At 74.7% G+C, this 14,056-nt stretch carries 18 protein-coding genes; 8 read left to right on the forward strand and 10 right to left on the reverse strand.

Annotated elements, in window-relative coordinates:
• On the reverse strand, positions 1–846 hold the full coding sequence (locus ABT048_RS15335) for an SDR family oxidoreductase (RefSeq protein ID WP_350521850.1): 846 nt from the start codon (positions 844–846) through the stop codon (positions 1–3).
• A gap of 84 nt (positions 847–930) precedes the next feature.
• Here ABT048_RS15335 and ABT048_RS15340 point away from each other — a divergent pair, with 84 nt between their 5' ends.
• Entirely contained in the window at positions 931–1,596 is a 666-nt protein-coding gene (locus tag ABT048_RS15340; RefSeq protein WP_350521851.1) for a TetR/AcrR family transcriptional regulator, read from the forward strand.
• 43 nt (positions 1,597–1,639) lie between these two features.
• Here ABT048_RS15340 and ABT048_RS15345 read toward each other — a convergent pair whose 3' ends face one another.
• Positions 1,640–2,476: an NmrA family NAD(P)-binding protein gene (locus tag ABT048_RS15345; protein WP_350521852.1), complete on the reverse strand. Its 837-nt coding sequence runs from the start codon at positions 2,474–2,476 to the stop codon at positions 1,640–1,642.
• A gap of 225 nt (positions 2,477–2,701) precedes the next feature.
• Positions 2,702–3,688 (reverse strand): quinone oxidoreductase family protein, encoded by a 987-nt coding sequence (locus tag ABT048_RS15350; protein WP_350521853.1) that lies wholly within the window; start codon positions 3,686–3,688, stop codon positions 2,702–2,704.
• 109 nt (positions 3,689–3,797) lie between these two features.
• Here ABT048_RS15350 and ABT048_RS15355 point away from each other — a divergent pair, with 109 nt between their 5' ends.
• Entirely contained in the window at positions 3,798–4,208 is a 411-nt protein-coding gene (locus tag ABT048_RS15355; protein WP_350521854.1) for an ArsR/SmtB family transcription factor, read from the forward strand.
• Between the two features lie 142 nt (positions 4,209–4,350).
• On the opposite strand, the gene ABT048_RS15360 is transcribed toward ABT048_RS15355, so the two are convergent.
• Together ABT048_RS15360 and ABT048_RS15365 are read right to left on the reverse strand one after the other, a co-directional pair.
• Positions 4,351–4,932, reverse strand: a complete 582-nt coding sequence (locus tag ABT048_RS15360) for a hypothetical protein (RefSeq protein WP_350521855.1) — start codon at positions 4,930–4,932, stop codon at positions 4,351–4,353.
• Between the two features lie 208 nt (positions 4,933–5,140).
• The gene (locus ABT048_RS15365; RefSeq protein ID WP_350521856.1) at positions 5,141–5,908 is read right to left on the reverse strand and encodes a CDP-alcohol phosphatidyltransferase family protein; all 768 of its coding nucleotides are present in this window, start codon (positions 5,906–5,908) and stop codon (positions 5,141–5,143) included.
• 450 nt (positions 5,909–6,358) lie between these two features.
• Here ABT048_RS15365 and ABT048_RS15370 point away from each other — a divergent pair, with 450 nt between their 5' ends.
• Both ABT048_RS15370 and ABT048_RS15375 read left to right on the forward strand, forming a co-directional pair.
• Positions 6,359–6,934: an NUDIX hydrolase gene (locus tag ABT048_RS15370; protein WP_350521857.1), complete on the forward strand. Its 576-nt coding sequence runs from the start codon at positions 6,359–6,361 to the stop codon at positions 6,932–6,934.
• A gap of 102 nt (positions 6,935–7,036) precedes the next feature.
• Positions 7,037–7,720: an HAD family hydrolase gene (locus ABT048_RS15375; protein ID WP_350521858.1), complete on the forward strand. Its 684-nt coding sequence runs from the start codon at positions 7,037–7,039 to the stop codon at positions 7,718–7,720.
• Positions 7,721–7,768: 48 nt separating this feature from the next.
• Here the strand turns inward: ABT048_RS15375 and ABT048_RS15380 are convergent, their stop codons facing one another.
• Positions 7,769–8,470 (reverse strand): YidC/Oxa1 family membrane protein insertase, encoded by a 702-nt coding sequence (locus ABT048_RS15380; protein WP_350521859.1) that lies wholly within the window; start codon positions 8,468–8,470, stop codon positions 7,769–7,771.
• A gap of 80 nt (positions 8,471–8,550) precedes the next feature.
• Positions 8,551–8,844, reverse strand: coding sequence for a DUF6412 domain-containing protein (locus tag ABT048_RS15385; protein WP_350521860.1), 294 nt, complete (start codon positions 8,842–8,844; stop codon positions 8,551–8,553).
• Between the two features lie 368 nt (positions 8,845–9,212).
• On the opposite strand from ABT048_RS15385, the gene ABT048_RS15390 reads away from it, so the two are divergent.
• The gene (locus tag ABT048_RS15390; protein ID WP_063349249.1) at positions 9,213–9,497 is read left to right on the forward strand and encodes a type II toxin-antitoxin system Phd/YefM family antitoxin; all 285 of its coding nucleotides are present in this window, start codon (positions 9,213–9,215) and stop codon (positions 9,495–9,497) included.
• Positions 9,490–9,912, forward strand: coding sequence for a type II toxin-antitoxin system VapC family toxin (locus ABT048_RS15395; RefSeq protein ID WP_350521861.1), 423 nt, complete (start codon positions 9,490–9,492; stop codon positions 9,910–9,912). The genes ABT048_RS15390 and ABT048_RS15395 overlap by 8 nt, the downstream gene beginning before the upstream one ends.
• Here ABT048_RS15395 and ABT048_RS15400 read toward each other — a convergent pair.
• The 3 genes from ABT048_RS15400 to ABT048_RS15410 all read right to left on the reverse strand — a co-directional run bounded on the left by ABT048_RS15400 (position 9,899) and on the right by ABT048_RS15410 (position 12,435).
• Positions 9,899–10,504 carry a hypothetical protein gene (locus ABT048_RS15400; RefSeq protein ID WP_350521862.1) on the reverse strand — a complete coding sequence of 202 codons (606 nt, stop codon included), beginning with the start codon at positions 10,502–10,504 and terminating at the stop codon, positions 9,899–9,901. The two genes, ABT048_RS15395 and ABT048_RS15400, sit on opposite strands and share 14 nt — an antisense overlap.
• Before the next feature lie 83 nt (positions 10,505–10,587).
• Positions 10,588–11,676 (reverse strand): Gfo/Idh/MocA family oxidoreductase, encoded by a 1,089-nt coding sequence (locus ABT048_RS15405; protein ID WP_350521863.1) that lies wholly within the window; start codon positions 11,674–11,676, stop codon positions 10,588–10,590.
• Positions 11,677–11,685: 9 nt separating this feature from the next.
• The gene (locus tag ABT048_RS15410; protein WP_350521864.1) at positions 11,686–12,435 is read right to left on the reverse strand and encodes a MarR family winged helix-turn-helix transcriptional regulator; all 750 of its coding nucleotides are present in this window, start codon (positions 12,433–12,435) and stop codon (positions 11,686–11,688) included.
• Between the two features lie 228 nt (positions 12,436–12,663).
• On the opposite strand from ABT048_RS15410, the gene ABT048_RS15415 reads away from it, so the two are divergent.
• Positions 12,664–13,221 carry a carboxymuconolactone decarboxylase family protein gene (locus tag ABT048_RS15415; protein WP_350521865.1) on the forward strand — a complete coding sequence of 186 codons (558 nt, stop codon included), beginning with the start codon at positions 12,664–12,666 and terminating at the stop codon, positions 13,219–13,221.
• Positions 13,222–13,400: 179 nt separating this feature from the next.
• A complete protein-coding gene (locus ABT048_RS15420) occupies positions 13,401–13,946 on the forward strand; it encodes a hypothetical protein (RefSeq protein ID WP_350521866.1) in 546 nt (181 codons plus the stop codon).
• Positions 13,947–14,056: the final 110 nt, after the last annotated feature.

Genomic DNA, 14,056 nt, shown 5'->3' on the forward strand with positions numbered 1-14,056 from the left:
TTACCGGAACGCGGGCAGGTTGCGTTCGACCCACGCGTCGAACGGCGCGGCCGGGCGCCGGAGCACCGCCGCGACGTCGGGGCTGACCGCCAGTTCGGCCGGGAGCGGGACCCCGAGGACGTCCAGGGTGCCGGGGATGACCTGCTCCGGCATGAACCGCGCCAGGTGGGCGTGGGCCTCCTCGCGCGACAGCTCGACGAAGGTCACCTCCTCGTCCAGGGCCTCGGAGAGGGCCGCAGCCTGTCGGCGCGGGCTGATGGGCTCGGGGCCGGTCAGTTCGTACGTGCGGCCCGCGTGCCCGTCCTCGCGCAGCGCGACCGCCGCGACCGCCGCGATGTCCGCCGGGTCGACGACGGGCAGGGCCACGTCGCCGAACGGGGCGTGGACCGTGCGCCCGGTGCGGACCGTCTCGGCCCAGGCGAAGGCGTTGGAGGCGAACCCGCTGGGGCGCAGCACGGTGAAGTCGAGTCCGGAGCCGCGCACGGCGGCCTCGAACTCCCGCAGGCGGGCGTGCGACGGCGCGTCCGGCCGGGTGGCGCTGACCTGCGAGGAGACCAGGACGATCCGTTCGACCCCGGCGTCCGCGGCGGCGTCCAGCAGGGCGTTCGGGCTCTCGCCCCGACTGTTGAGCTCGCCGGCCAGCAGCAGGAAGAGCGCACGGGCTCCTTCGAGGGCGGGTCGCATGCTCGCGGCGTCACCGACGCCGCCCTGGGTCCATCGGACACCGGTCTGCGCGGGGGTGGGCTGCGGCTGCCGCGACACGGCCACCACCTCCTCGTCCGCCCCCGCCAGCAGCTCCACCAGCGTCCGCCCGATGTTTCCGGTGGCTCCCGTCACTGTGATCATCGAGATCCCCTCCCAAGTGAGTTAGTTGGCTGACTTGGAAAGACCGTAGCACGCGGCCACCGGCGGCTGTCTATAGTCAGTTGGGTGACTGACTCAGTGAATCGACGTGTCCGGGCGTCGCAGAAGCGCCGGCGACTCGCCGCGGCCGCGGCCCGCGTCCTCCATGAGCAGGGCGTCGAGCGCACGACCCTCGCCGACATCGCGCGCGAGGCGGACGTCCCGGTCGGGAACGTCTACTACTACTTCAAGACCAAGGACGAGCTGGTCCGCGCCGCACTGTCCGAGCACGGCGCGCACCTGGACGAACTGGCCGACGCGCTGGAGCGGTCGGAGGACCCGCGGGAGCGCCTCAAGGCGCTGGTCCGGGCCTGGATCGACCAGCGTGACGTCGCCGCCCGGTTCGGCTGCCCGACCGGCACCCTCGCCGCCGAACTCGACAAGCGGGCCGACGGGGTCCTCGACGCGGAGGCCGGCGCCGTGATCCGGCGCCTGCTCGACTGGGTCGGGAGCCAGTTCCGACTGCTGGGCCTGCCCGATCCGGACGACCTGGCGCTCACCCTGGTCGCCGGCTACCAGGGCATGTCGCTGCTGGCCAACGCCCTGCGCGACCCGGACGTGATGACCCGCGAGGGCGCCCGCCTGCTGCGCTGGCTCGACGCGCTGGCGGTGCCGGCGATGCCGGAGGCGCCTGAGGTACCTGACGTTCCTGAGGCGCCGGAGGTTCCTGAGGCGCCTGAGGTGAGTCGCTGAGCCTGGCCCGCGCGGCGCTGGGCCCGACCTGCACGGCGGGCGCCTAGCGGAAGTCCGCCGCGTGGTCCCGCACCCAGCTGCGGAAGTCGCGCGGCGGCCGTCCCAGCACCCGCTCCACGGTGTCGGTCACCCGCTCCGGCGCGCGTGTGAACGACTCCCAGGCCCGCAGTCGGGAGTCCACGAACGCCGCGTTCCCCCAGGCCGCCGTCAGCCGCTCGCGGGCCGTCTGCGGCGCCAGCTCCTCCCACCGCACCTCGGTGCCCAGCTCCTCGCCGATGATCCGCGCCAGCTCGGCGTGCGAGAGCGACTGCGGCCCGGTGACCACGTACGCGCCGCCGTCGTGCCCGTCCTCGGTGAGCGCCCGCACCGCGACGTCCGCGATGTCCCGCTCGTGCACCAGCGAACGGCGCGCCTGCCCGTACGGCCAGCGGACCACGCCCTCCCGCACCTGGTCGGCCCAGGCGAGCAGGTTGCCCGCGAAGTCGATCGCCCGGACGAAGGTCCAGCCCAGGCCCGACCGGCGGATCAGCCGCTCGATCTCCTGGTGGAAGATCACGGCCGGCTCGTCGTCCGCGAGGTCGGCGACGTCCGCCGACAGGTAGACCACGCGCTCGGCGTGCCGGGCGATCAGCTCGACGACCCGGGGCTCCACGGGCAGCCCGGGCCACATCAGGTACACCGCCTCCACCCCGTCGGCCAGTGCCGGCTCCAGGCTCTCCGGCGCGGTCAGATCGCCCCGTACGGGCTCGACTCCCTTGGGCAGCACGACCTTTGCGGGGTCCCGCACCAACGCCCGTACCTCGTGGCCGCCTTCGGCCAGCGAGGCCACAACGTGCCTGCCCACACTGCCGTTTGCGCCGATCACCAGAATCTTGGTCATGCCCGCCCCCAACGCGGGCCGGGCGGAAGGTATGCCCCCCGGCCCCGGGCCCGGCACCCCTGGCCCCCGGCATCCGACGCCGAGGGCCTTGCGCGGGAAGTCGGCCAGACCGACTTCCCGTGCAAGGCCCTGCGGGTGTTCCCGGCGCGCCGGGTCAGAGTTGCGCGGTGCCCGGGCTCACGGCGCCCGGGCTCGCGGCGCCCAGGTCCGCCGCGCCCGGTGGGCTCAACCGCCCACCCGTACCACGTACTTCCCGGTCGCCCGCCCGTCCGCCATCGCGTCGTGGGCGGCCGGGACGGCGGCCAGGTCGGGCAGTTCGGTGACCGGCAGCTTCAGGCCGCCGTCGGCCATCAGGTCGACGGCCCGGCGGATGGCCCGGGCCAGGCGCTCCGGCGCGGTGGCGGCCAGGAAGCGGTGACTGAAGCCGGTGACGGTCAGGTTGCCCGCCATCAGCCGCCCGAGCGGCGGCAGGTCGGCGACGGCTCCGCCGCCCGCGTTGCCGAACAGGACGATCCGGGCGCCGGGGGCGGCCACGGTGAGGTCGAGCTCCAGGGCCTCGGTGCCCAGCGGGTCGAGGACGAGGTCGACGCCCCGGCCGCCGGTGGCGGTCCGGATCGCTTCGGGCAGTGCCTCGTCGCGGGCGAAGGCGTGGTCGTAGCCGGAGGCGATCGCGGCGGCGGCCTTCTCCGGCCGACCGACGGTGCCGATCAACCGGCCGCCGCCGAGCAGCGGGACGAGTTGGGCGACGGCGTGGCCGATCCCGCCGCCCGCCGAGTGCACCAGGACGGTGTCACCGGCGTCGAAGCGGCCGGCGTCGGTCAGCAGCAGCACCGAGGTGGCCAGGCCGAGCGGTACGGCGGCGGCCTCGCGCAGCGCCACGCCGTCCGGGAGCGGCACGGTGAGCGCGGCCTCCGCGACGACCACCTCGGCGAGCCCGGCGCCGACCGGAGCGGCCACGACCCGGTCGCCCGCGGCCAGGCCGGTGACTCCCTCGCCGACCTCCCGGACCGTTCCGGCCACTTCCTTGCCCGGTCGGTGCGGCCACTCGGTGGCGTACGCGGCGTCGCCGCGGCGGGTCATCACGTCCACGAAGTTCAGTCCGGCGTAGGCGACGTCGATCGCCACCTGCCCCGGTCCGGGGCGCGGTGCCTCGACCTCCCGGATCTGCGAGTTCTCGCCTCCGCCGGGCGCGGTCATCACCAGTGCACGCATGTCGGTCCCCCTCCGATACGATGTTCGACGAACTACGAAATTGACGCGGCACAGTGGTACCACGCCATTTCTATGGATGTCGAACATCGCAGATCAGGGAGGTCTGACCATGCCTCGCAGCACCCGCCGCCGACCGGCGCTCGCCCACCCCGCGACCGAGGAGATCGACCTCTTCGACGTCCTGCACGCCCTCTCCGACCCCACCCGGATGACCATCGTCCGGGTCCTGCGCGCCGAACCCGAACGGGCCTGCGGCACCTTCCCGGTGGACGTCGCGCCCTCGACCCTCAGCCACCACTTCAAGGTGCTGCGCGAATCCGGCCTGATCAGCCAGCGCGAGGAGGCCAACCGGCGCTTCTCCGCACTGCGCACGGTCGACCTGGAGCGGCGCTTCCCCGGCCTGCTCGACACCGTCCTCGCCGCCCACGGCCGCACCGGGGACGACTCCGTGCCCGGTGCCGGTGGCGGTGCCGGTGGCAGTGGTGGCGGCGGCGGGGACGTGGGCGGCGAGAAGGGCTAGCGGACCTCGGCGCCGTCGCCGCACGGTCCGCCGTCGCCGTGCGGTCCGGGGTCGCCGTACGGCCGGGCTCCGCCGCGCGCGCCGGTGCAGGAGCGGTCGGCAGCGGGCCACTGTCTCCGAGCCCGTCGATACCGGCGGGCCGTCAGGCCGAGCGGGGGAGCGGCGCCGTCGCCGCGACCCGGTGGCGGCGGTGGTACGACACCGTCACGGCGGCCAGCAGCGGGGCCCAGGCGACGGTGGGCAGGTAGAGGAAGCCGACCAGGAAGTGGCCCAGCCGGGTCATGTCCGTGCCCGGCATGGCCCACCACCCGGCGAACGGCGTCCAGAGCACGGCCAGCCCGGCGGCGCCGAGCGAGGCCGCGAGGACCACCGCACGAGGATTGACCGGGTGCCCGCCGACGAACGGGACCCAGCGCGGTGGCACCGTGCCCCAGGGGCGGACCAGACCGATGGTGAGCAGGGCCAGCGCCTCCGTGAACAGGCTCAGGAAGACCGGCCACACCGCGCCCCACCCGCTGAATCCCATCGCCCGGTACCCCGCGTCGGTGTACCCGCCGTGCCAGCCCGCGACCAGCCCGAGCCGCCACAGCCCGGCCGGCAGCGCTGTGACGGCCGCGACGTGGGCGGCGCGCACGGCCCACCGGGGCGGCGCGGGCACGACGGCGAGGGCGCGAGCGGCGGCGGAGGAGGGCCGGGTGTCGGCGGAGGGCTGGGGCGTCGTCATGCCCCTACCCTCCCGCCGGGCCCCGGCCCGCCGCGTCCACCCGGCGACGGGCTTCGCCGGCGCTCCTCCCCCGGGCGGGGGAGGGCGTCTCACCCCGGCTGCCGGGGCGCCTCACCTGCGGTGCCGGGGGCGCCTCACCCCGGCTGCCGGGGTGCCTCACCTGCGGTGCCGGGAGGGCGCCCGGCCGTGCCGCCGCGGGGCGGTGCGCTCAGCGCAGCCGCGAGGACGACAGGATCGATGCCAGGTGCGCGACCACCATGCCCCAGGTGATCACCGTGATCCCCGCGAGCGTCGCCCGCGTCGCGTCCAGGTTGCCGAGCCCGGAATCCACCATGGCCGCCGCCAGCAGCACCAGCGAGGCCTCGATGCCGTTGGTCACCCGGTGGATCTTGAACACCGAAGCGAGCCGGCGGGCCGTCGCCATGCCCTGCGAACGCGGCTGCGTCGACTCCTCGTCCGCCGGCGGTTGACCGCTGCGGGCGCGGGCCACGTCCACCAGGTCCGTCGAGGCCTTGAGCAGCACCACGCCCAGCGCGGCCGCCAGACCCGCCGACACCCACAGCTCCGAGCCGCCGCGTGCCGCCCGGACACCCGCGCCGATCATCAGCGCGGCGTCCGCCAGATAGGCGCCGAGCCGGTCCACGTACACCCCGGCCATGCTGAACTGGCGCTTCCAGCGCGCCACTTCGCCGTCCACGCAGTCGAAGAGCAGGAACAGCTGGAACAGTACGGCCGCCAGGGCCGCGCCGGTCAGGCCCGGGATCAGCAGGGCCGCGCCGCCGCCGACCCCGCACACCACCATCACCCAGGTCAGGGTGTTCGGCGAGACCGAGGTGCGGACCAGCTGCCGGGTGGTCCGCAGCGAGATCGCCCGCATGTACAGCCGACCCGCCCAGTGCTCACCGTTGCGGCTCTGCAGCTTGGCCTGCGGCTGGCACACCTCGCGCAGCTCGGCGAGTGCCGGAGCAGCCACCATGACGACATCCCTCCACCTGTCCCGTGACGATCAGCACAGGCTACGGCCTCCCGGTAACGCCCCGACCAGCCGGTACGGCACCTGCGGGCCGGCCGGCAGGACGCCCGTGGACCGGGCCGGCACGACGCCCGTGGACCGGGCCGGCACGACCTCCCTGGACCGGCCGGCATGGCCGGTGCGGCCGGGCGAAAACCGGTGGGCCCCCGACGAGCCCCGGGCTAGGCTTCGCGGGTTCGCCGGAACCGGAATCCCCGAGCCCGACCACCCGTTCCCCGCAAGCCCGTTGACGTCATCAAGCCCGATGACGTCACCGGGCCCGTCGACGCCATCAGGCCCGTCGACGTCACCAGGCCAGGGCCGTTCCGGCCCGCCTCGGAGCCGTCCGGCCGGATCCGGGACGGCGGCGACAGTCCCGGACCGGGCCCGCAGCAGAACGAGGAGTACAGATCCATGGTGACCACGGGCAGTCCGTCGTACGGCCCCGACCTGGCCCGACTGCTGGACGACCACCGACCGCAGGGCCCGGAGGAGACGGCCGACCACGAGCGCGCCCGCAGCCTCCTCGGCGCCGCCGACCCCTGGAACCGCGGCACCTTCCCCCTCCACTTCACCGCCTCCGCGCTGATCGTCCACCCGCCGACCCGCCGCGTGCTGCTGCGCTGGCACGTCCGCCAGCAGGCCTGGCTGCAGGTCGGCGGCCACGGCGACCCGGGGGAGACCCGACCGCTGGACATCGCCCTGCGCGAGGGCCGGGAGGAGACCGGCCTCGCCGACCTCGCCCCGTGGCCCGACGCCGCTCTGGCCCACCTCGTCGTGGTCCCCGTCCCGGCCTCACCCGTCGAGCCCGCCCACGAGCACGCCGACCTGCGGTTCCTCCTGTCGACCGGGACCCCGGACCGGGCCCGGCCGGAGAACCCGGCCTCCCCGCTGGAATGGCTCACCGTCGAGGAGGCCGTGCAGCGGACCACCGAGGACAACCTCCGCGAGACCCTCGCCCGCGTCGCCCGCCTGCTCCCGCCCGCCTGACGGCCCCCGCGCCCGTCTGACGCCCCTCGCGCGTCCGACGGCCGCCCGCCGCCCGCCACCCGCTCCCGTCCACCTGACGACCCTCGCCCTGGAGACCACCGGATGCACACCGACCAGATCCTCATCTTCGACGCCGACGACACCCTCTGGGAGAACAACGTCCTCTTCGAGCGGGTCATCGACGGCTTCCTGGACTGGGTCGCCACCCCGGCCGACCGGGACCGCACCCGCTCCCTCCTGGACGGCATCGAAGCCGCCAACTCGGCCACCCTCGGCTACGGCGCCACCGTCTTCCGGCAGAGCCTCGCCGACTGCCTGCAGCAACTGAACGGCCGCACCCCCTCCGCGGAGGAGCTCGCCCGCATCGACGAACTCCTCACCCCGCTGAACAGCCGGCAGGTCGAGCTGATCCCCGGCGTCGCCGACACCCTCACCGCCCTCGCCGACCGCCACCACCTGCTGCTGCTCACCAAGGGCGACCAGGACGAGCAGCAGGGCAAGGTGACGGCGTCCACCATCGACCACCACTTCCGGGGCATCCACATCGTGGCCGAGAAGTCGGCCGACACCTACCGGCAGCTCACCGCGGACCTCGACCTCGACCCGGACCGCACCTGGATGATCGGCAACTCGCCCAAGTCCGACATCGCCCCCGCCCGCCGGGCCGGCCTGCGCACCGTCTACATCCCGCACGAGCACACCTGGGTGCTGGAGCACGAGGAGCTCGGCCCGGACGCGGCGACGCTCCGGCTCGGGGCCTTCCCCGAGCTGCTGCGCCACTTCTGATCCGGACGGCGGGCCGAGCTGGGCCGAGCCGGGCCGGGCCGGGCCGAGCTAGATGGTGAGCGCCGTCACCGGGGCCTGCGTCCCGTCCCGGTACAGCCACGCCCGTTCGGCGGCCGACCACACGCTCGTCGTCAGCAGGTAGAGCGCGGCGGCCACCGGCACCAGCGTCGCGAACAGCACCGACCCGAACGACAGGTACGGCAGCAGCCCCGCCCCCGGCTGGGGGGTGGGCTGCGCCGCGGCTGCGGCCGTCGCACGCCGGGCCCGGCGGAAGTTGACGACCCCGACCGCCGCCAGCCCCGCGTACAGCAGCCCGAACACCGCCAGCTGCCCGGCGCCGTGCGCACCGCCGACGTGCAGGCCCAGCGGCACGCCGAACAGGGTGTGGTCGAGCAGGTCGTTCGGAGTGGTGAACAGCCGGTACATCACCGAGAAGAACGGGATCTGCACCAGCATCGGCAGGCACCCCGCGAACGGCGACACCTGCTCCTTCCGGTACATCTCGGTCAGCGCCTCCTGCAACTTCTCCGGGCGCTTCTCGTGCTTCTTCCGCAGCGCGGCGACCTGCGGCGCCAGCCGCGTCCTGGCCTTCTCCCCGCGCGACGCCGCCCGGGCCAACGGGTGCAGCGCGAGCCGGACGGCAACGGTGAACAGCACGATCGCCAGCGCGGTCGGCATGACGTGGGCGATGGCGGCGACGACGGCGTGCGCGGCGGCGACGGCCGGGTCGAGAACAGCGAGTACGGACATGGTGGAGCGAGCCCTCCGGGGTCTCGGAACACGAGTGGTCGGCGGAGGACGGCCGCGAAGACGAACGGAACTACCGGGGCTTACGCGGCCGCCAGGGCCGCACCCGGCGCCCTGGGGCGTCGCCTGCCCCGGGCGTCCGGATCACGCTGCGGAAGGAACGCCGTACGGAACGCCCGGCGCCGCAGCACCCCGCTGCGCACCGCCGCCGGCGCCCGCGGCCCCAGGAGCCGGGCCCCGGCCAACGCCCCGGCAACCGCCCCGGCCACCAGCGCCACGGCAGCAACGGCGGCAACGGACGCCAGCGACCCGCTCTCGCTCACCAGGTTCCCGGTCAGCACCCGGAGCAGCCCGAGCAACATCGCGACAACAGCCACGGCCCGTGCCCTCCTCAGTGTCTCGCCGGCTCCCGGACGTACAGCACGACGATCCTACGACCCACCGGGTTCCCGCGGCGTACGGAATCCCGTCACGGCACATCCCGGGCGTCCACAAACACACGCGTGCCCCCGCCCGCCTCCGCCTCCGCCTCCGCCGCCACGGACGGGCCCGGGGTGGGCGGTGCGTCCTGGCCGTAGAGCCACGGGTTCCGGTCCTTGTCGTCGGTGCCTGCCATGAGCAGAAGCCCCCCTCTGCGTGAAACCATCGGTGCCCGAACCTAGCGGACGGGGCACGGCCAGGAGGCGCTTTCGCGGGGACGCGCGGGGTGTAGCCATCGGTGCTACGCGGGGCTACCGTGGATGGCATGAAGACGATTACCCAGCGGGAGTTCCGGAACAACTCCGCCGCGGTGATGGACGCGGTGGAGGCGGGGGAGACCTTCCACATCACCAGGAACGGGGTCGAGGTGGCGGAGTTGCGGCCGGTGTCCGGGCGACGGAGGCTCACGGCGGAGGAGCTGGTGGCGCGGCACGTGAAGCTGCCGCGGGTGGACTACCAGCAGATGCGCAAGGAGGCCGAGGAGTACTTCGGACCCGAGGAGCTGGTGGGGGACGAGGGCGACGACCCGTTCGAGCGGCGGCGTGGCTGAGCGCCGCAGGGCGTCCCGGCGGCGGCCCGCCGGGGTGCTGGACACCTGTGTCTACATCGACCTGGCGCTGCTCAACCCGGCGGATCTGCCGGCGGTGCCGGAGCTGACCGCGATCACGTTCGCGGAGTTGCAGCAGGGCGTGTCGATGGCCCGGGACCCGGCGAGCCGGGCGGCCCGGCTGGAGGTGCTGGGCGCGGCGATGGCCGACTTCGATCCGCTGCCCTTCGACGCGGCCGCCGCCGCCCGCTACGGGACGCTGGTGACCCTGACCATCGCCGCCGGCCGGCAGCCGCGGCCGCGTCGGATCGACCTGATGATCGCCGCCGTGGCCTCCGCCCACGGGCTGCCGCTGTACACGCGCAACGTGGCGGACTTCCGGGGGCTGGGTTCGGCGGTGGAGGTCATCGGGTTGTGAGGGCGGCGGTTCCGTCCCGTTCGACCCGGTCGGCGAGGGCGGCGGCGAACCGCAGGGCCGCGCGCCGGCTGCGGCTGCGCAGCAGGATGACGTTGTTGTCGCCGCCCTTGCCCCGGTCGGGGCCCGCGGCGGCGCCGACGGCCCAGCGCGGGCGGTCGGCGAGCCGGAGGGCCAGCCAGCGGAGGCCGGCGTTCAGGCCGACGAGGACGACGTAGAGGACGAACAGGACGAGTCCTTCGACGCCACCGCCGCTGAGGTCGGTGGGCGGGACGGGGTCGTAGCCGTCCAGCGGCTTGCGGGTGGCCCGGAAGCGGCCGAGCCACACCACGGCGATCCGTACGGGCTCGTCGTCGGGGCCGGTGACGTCGAGGTAGCCGATCGACCCGGCCCGCTTGCCCTCTGCCCAGGCTTTCCGTTCGGCGGCGATGGACGCGGTCCGCTGGTGTTCCCGGGCTTCGGTCTCGACGACCTCCTGGCGCTTCGTGAACTCCGCGGTCCAGGCCTTCTCGCGCTTCTTCTGCTCGGCGGACCACGCCCGTTCGCGTTCGCGACGCTCGTCGGTGCTGATCTGCCGCCCCCGCTGACTGTTCATCCGCTCATCCTAGGAGGCGGGTCGGCGGGAGCGGCAGGCTCCGGCGGGCGGCAGATCCTGCCGGAGCCTGCGCGGGGTGCCCGTCAGCCCAGGCGGACCGCCGTCCCGGTGGCGGCGGAGGTGCGGGCGGCCTCCAGGACGGTGAGGGTGGCCACCGCGTCGCGCGGGTCGACCGGGGGCGGGGTGCCCGGGTCGGCCAGGGCGGCGGCGATGCCCGCGTAGTAGGCGGGGTAGTCGCCCGGGTCGGTCGGGAGGGAGATCGCGGACTCGTCCGTGCCGAGGGTGCCGTAGTGCCCGGGCTCGTCGGCGCCCCACGGGCGGGTGCCGTCGGGGCGCAGGCCGGCCCGCAGGTCGGCTTCCTGCGGGTCCATGCCGGGCTTGACGTACCCGGCGGCGTCGCCGAGCACCCGCAGCCGGGGGCCGATCAGCGGGGTGATGGCGCTGGTCCACAGGTGCGAGCGGGTGCCGGAGGCGTGGGTGAGGGCGAGGAAGGCGTCGTCGTCCACGACCGCGCCGTCGCGCCGCACGTCGATCTCCGCGTACACCGTCTCGACCGGTCCGAACAGGGTGAGCGCCTGGTCGACCAGGTGACTGCCCAGGTCGTACAGGGTGCCGCCGACCTCGGACGGGTCGGCCAGCTCGCGCCAGCCCGGCTTGGGCTTGGGGCGGAAGCGCTCGAATCGGGACTCGAAGCGGTGCACCCGGCCGAGCGCGCCGCCGCGCACCAGGCGGCCGACGGTGAGGAAGTCGCCGTCCCAGCGCCGGTTCTGGAAGACGGAGAGCAGGACGCCCCGCTCCTCGGCGAGCCGGCAGAGCTCCTGCGCCTCCGCGGCGGTGCCGGCCAGCGGCTTGTCCACCACGGTGGCCAGGCCGGCCCGCAGGGCGGCGCGGGCGAGCGGGGCGTGGGTGCGGTTGGGGGAGGCGATGACGACCAGGTCGAGCGCGTCCGGGTCGGCGAGCAGCTGCTCGGGGGTGTCCACGGCGCGGGCGCCCGGGTGTTCGCGTGCCAGGTGCTCGCGGCGCTCGGGGTTGGCGGTGACCACGGCGTCCAGCCGCAGCCCCGGCGTGGTGGCGATCAGCGGCGCGTGGAAGGCGGAGCCGGCCAGGCCGTAGCCGATCAGACCGACGCGCAGCGGCTGTTCGGGCAGGGGGCGGGAGGTCTGCGGGTTCATGAGGCCTACTCAATCACGGGGCGCCCGGTTGCTCCCGGTTTGGTGCACGGCGTCGGGGAGCGCCGACCGGTCCCGGGCGGGGGCGCGGTGCCGGAGCGCGGACGGCTCCTGGACGGGGCCGTCGTCGCGGGCGCCGTCGCGGGCGTCGTCGGGGAGGGCCGCCGGCTCGTGGTCGGGGCAGTCGACGCGCAACTGGCCGTCGCCGAACGGGGCGTCGACGAAGTCGCAGTGGTGCGGTGCGCGCGGGTCCTCGGGGTGGGCGTCGGGCCGGTAGAAGCGGCAGGTGACGCAGGTGCGGGAGACCGGGACGGCGCCATGGCGCTGGAGCGCGCGGATCATCGTGGTGGTGCCGCGGAGCATCGCGGCCACGGTGGCCCCGTCGAGGGCGGCGAGCGCCTCGCCGAGCGGCGGCGGGACGACGGCGAGGCGTTCGGCCTCGGCGCGCCCGGCGTCGGTGAGGGCCAGTGTGACGGCGCGCGAGTCGGCCCGGTCGCGTTGACGGTCCACCAGTTCCTTGCCGACGAGGGCGCGGACGGCGTCGCTGACGGTGGGTGCGGTGGAGGCGAGTGCGATGACGATCTCGCCCTGGCGGCGGGGCCGCCGGTCGCCGGCCAGGAACAGCAGGATGTCGGCCTGGAGCGGGGTGAGCCGGACCGGGCCGGCGTTGTGCCAGGTGCTGAGGCGGACGGCCTGGCCGAGTCGGGTGAGCCCGATCAGCAGTTGCTCGCTGGGGGAGAGTCCGGGCAGCGGATCCGCCATGGTGTCCGGTCCTCTCCTCTGGTCGGCCTTCCGCCCGGGCGGCTCGGCCAACGGGTCCGTCCGGCCGTCGGGTCCGCTCGGCCTTCGGGTCTGTCCGGCGTTCGGGTCGGGTGGTCGGCGTGCGATGTGCGCCCTTGCATTCTAGGCAGTGCCAACTATATTTGGCTCTGCCAACAATCACTTGGCACTGCCAATGAAAGTCAATCGCAGCGAACGGAGAGCACAGCCATGCCCCGACTCGGCACGATCGACCCCGCGACCGCCGAACCCGCCGCCAAGGCCCTTCTCGACAAGGTCGAGCGGGCCCTCGGCGTGACGCCCAACATGATGCGCGCCATGGCCTCCTCGCCCGCCGTCCTGGAGGCCTACCTGGCCTTCAGCGGCGCCCTGGCCAAGGGGCGCCTCGGCGCCGGCCTGCGGGAGCAGATCGCCCTGGTCACCGCCGTCGAGAACGCGTGTGACTACTGCTACGCCGCCCACCACGTCCTGGGCGCCCGAGCGGGCGTCAGCCCGGCCGACCTCGCCGCCGGCGGCCACGCCGGGGCCGCCGACCCGAAGGAGGCCGCGGCCCTGCGGTTCGCCCGCACCGTCCTGCGCAGCAAGGGCTTCGTCTCCGACGAGGACCTCGCCGAGGTGCGCGCGGCCGGCTACGGGGACGGCGAGATCGGCGAGATCATCGGCGCGGTCGCGCTGAACTCCTTCACCAACTGGTTCAACTCGGTCGGCCGGACCGAGATCGACTTCCCGGTCGTTCCGCTGCCCGAGCCGACGCCGGCCGGCGCCTAGACCGACGGCTAGGCCGACGGCCGGGTCCCGGTCTCGGGCCGGGCCCTGGGTGTCGGCGCGGCACACCGGCGTACCCTCCCGACCGCGGCGGAAGGGCGCGCCGGTGCCCCGCAGTGCCGCTCCGCGCCCACCGTCCGGTCCGCAGGTGGCGCCCGCTCTCCCGGGTCGGCCGTTTCCCGGTGCCCGAGGTCCGCCGGGATACTTCCGGGGTGCTGTTGACCTGGATCGCCGAGGTGGCGGATGAGCCGCTGGTGCTGGAGCCGACCGACCGGCGGGTGGAGTGGGAGACCAACACCTGGTGGCTGGGTGCGGAGGACGAGGACAGGCGGGCCCTGTCGGTGCCGGAGGTGGTCGCCGCCTTCGAGCGGACCGCCGAAGGCATCCGGCGCCGCATCCGCGGGATGGGCTTCGCCGGGGTGGCGACGTTCTACGTGTGGCACGACGAGCAGGCAGGGCAGCTCCGGTGCTCGACCGGATCGGTGGCCGCGGACCAGTTGCCGTTCGGCGGTGCCTACGTGCCGTCCGGCGACCTCGGCGCCGTGATCGAGGGCTTCCTGGGCGACCGGGGGCCGGGCGTCGTCGCCTGGTCGGACCTTGAGGACCTGTCGGATCTTGAGGACGGGGCGGACCTTGAGGATGTGCACGACCGGTGCGGGCGGGCCCCCGAGCCGGAGGTGGCACCGTTTCCCGTGTGGGTGTGCAGTGTCGGGCGGGCTCCACGGTGACCGGTTCCGCCCGCCGGGGCGGCCTCGGCGGTGGTGCGGACGGCCGGGCAGGTCGGCTCTTCAGGGCGCGCTGACGGACGGCTACGCTGGGCGGTGTCAGGGCAGCCAGT

Origin of the sequence: Kitasatospora sp. NPDC096140 (assembly GCF_040303045.1) — a bacterium.
GTDB lineage: Bacteria > Actinomycetota > Actinomycetes > Streptomycetales > Streptomycetaceae > Kitasatospora.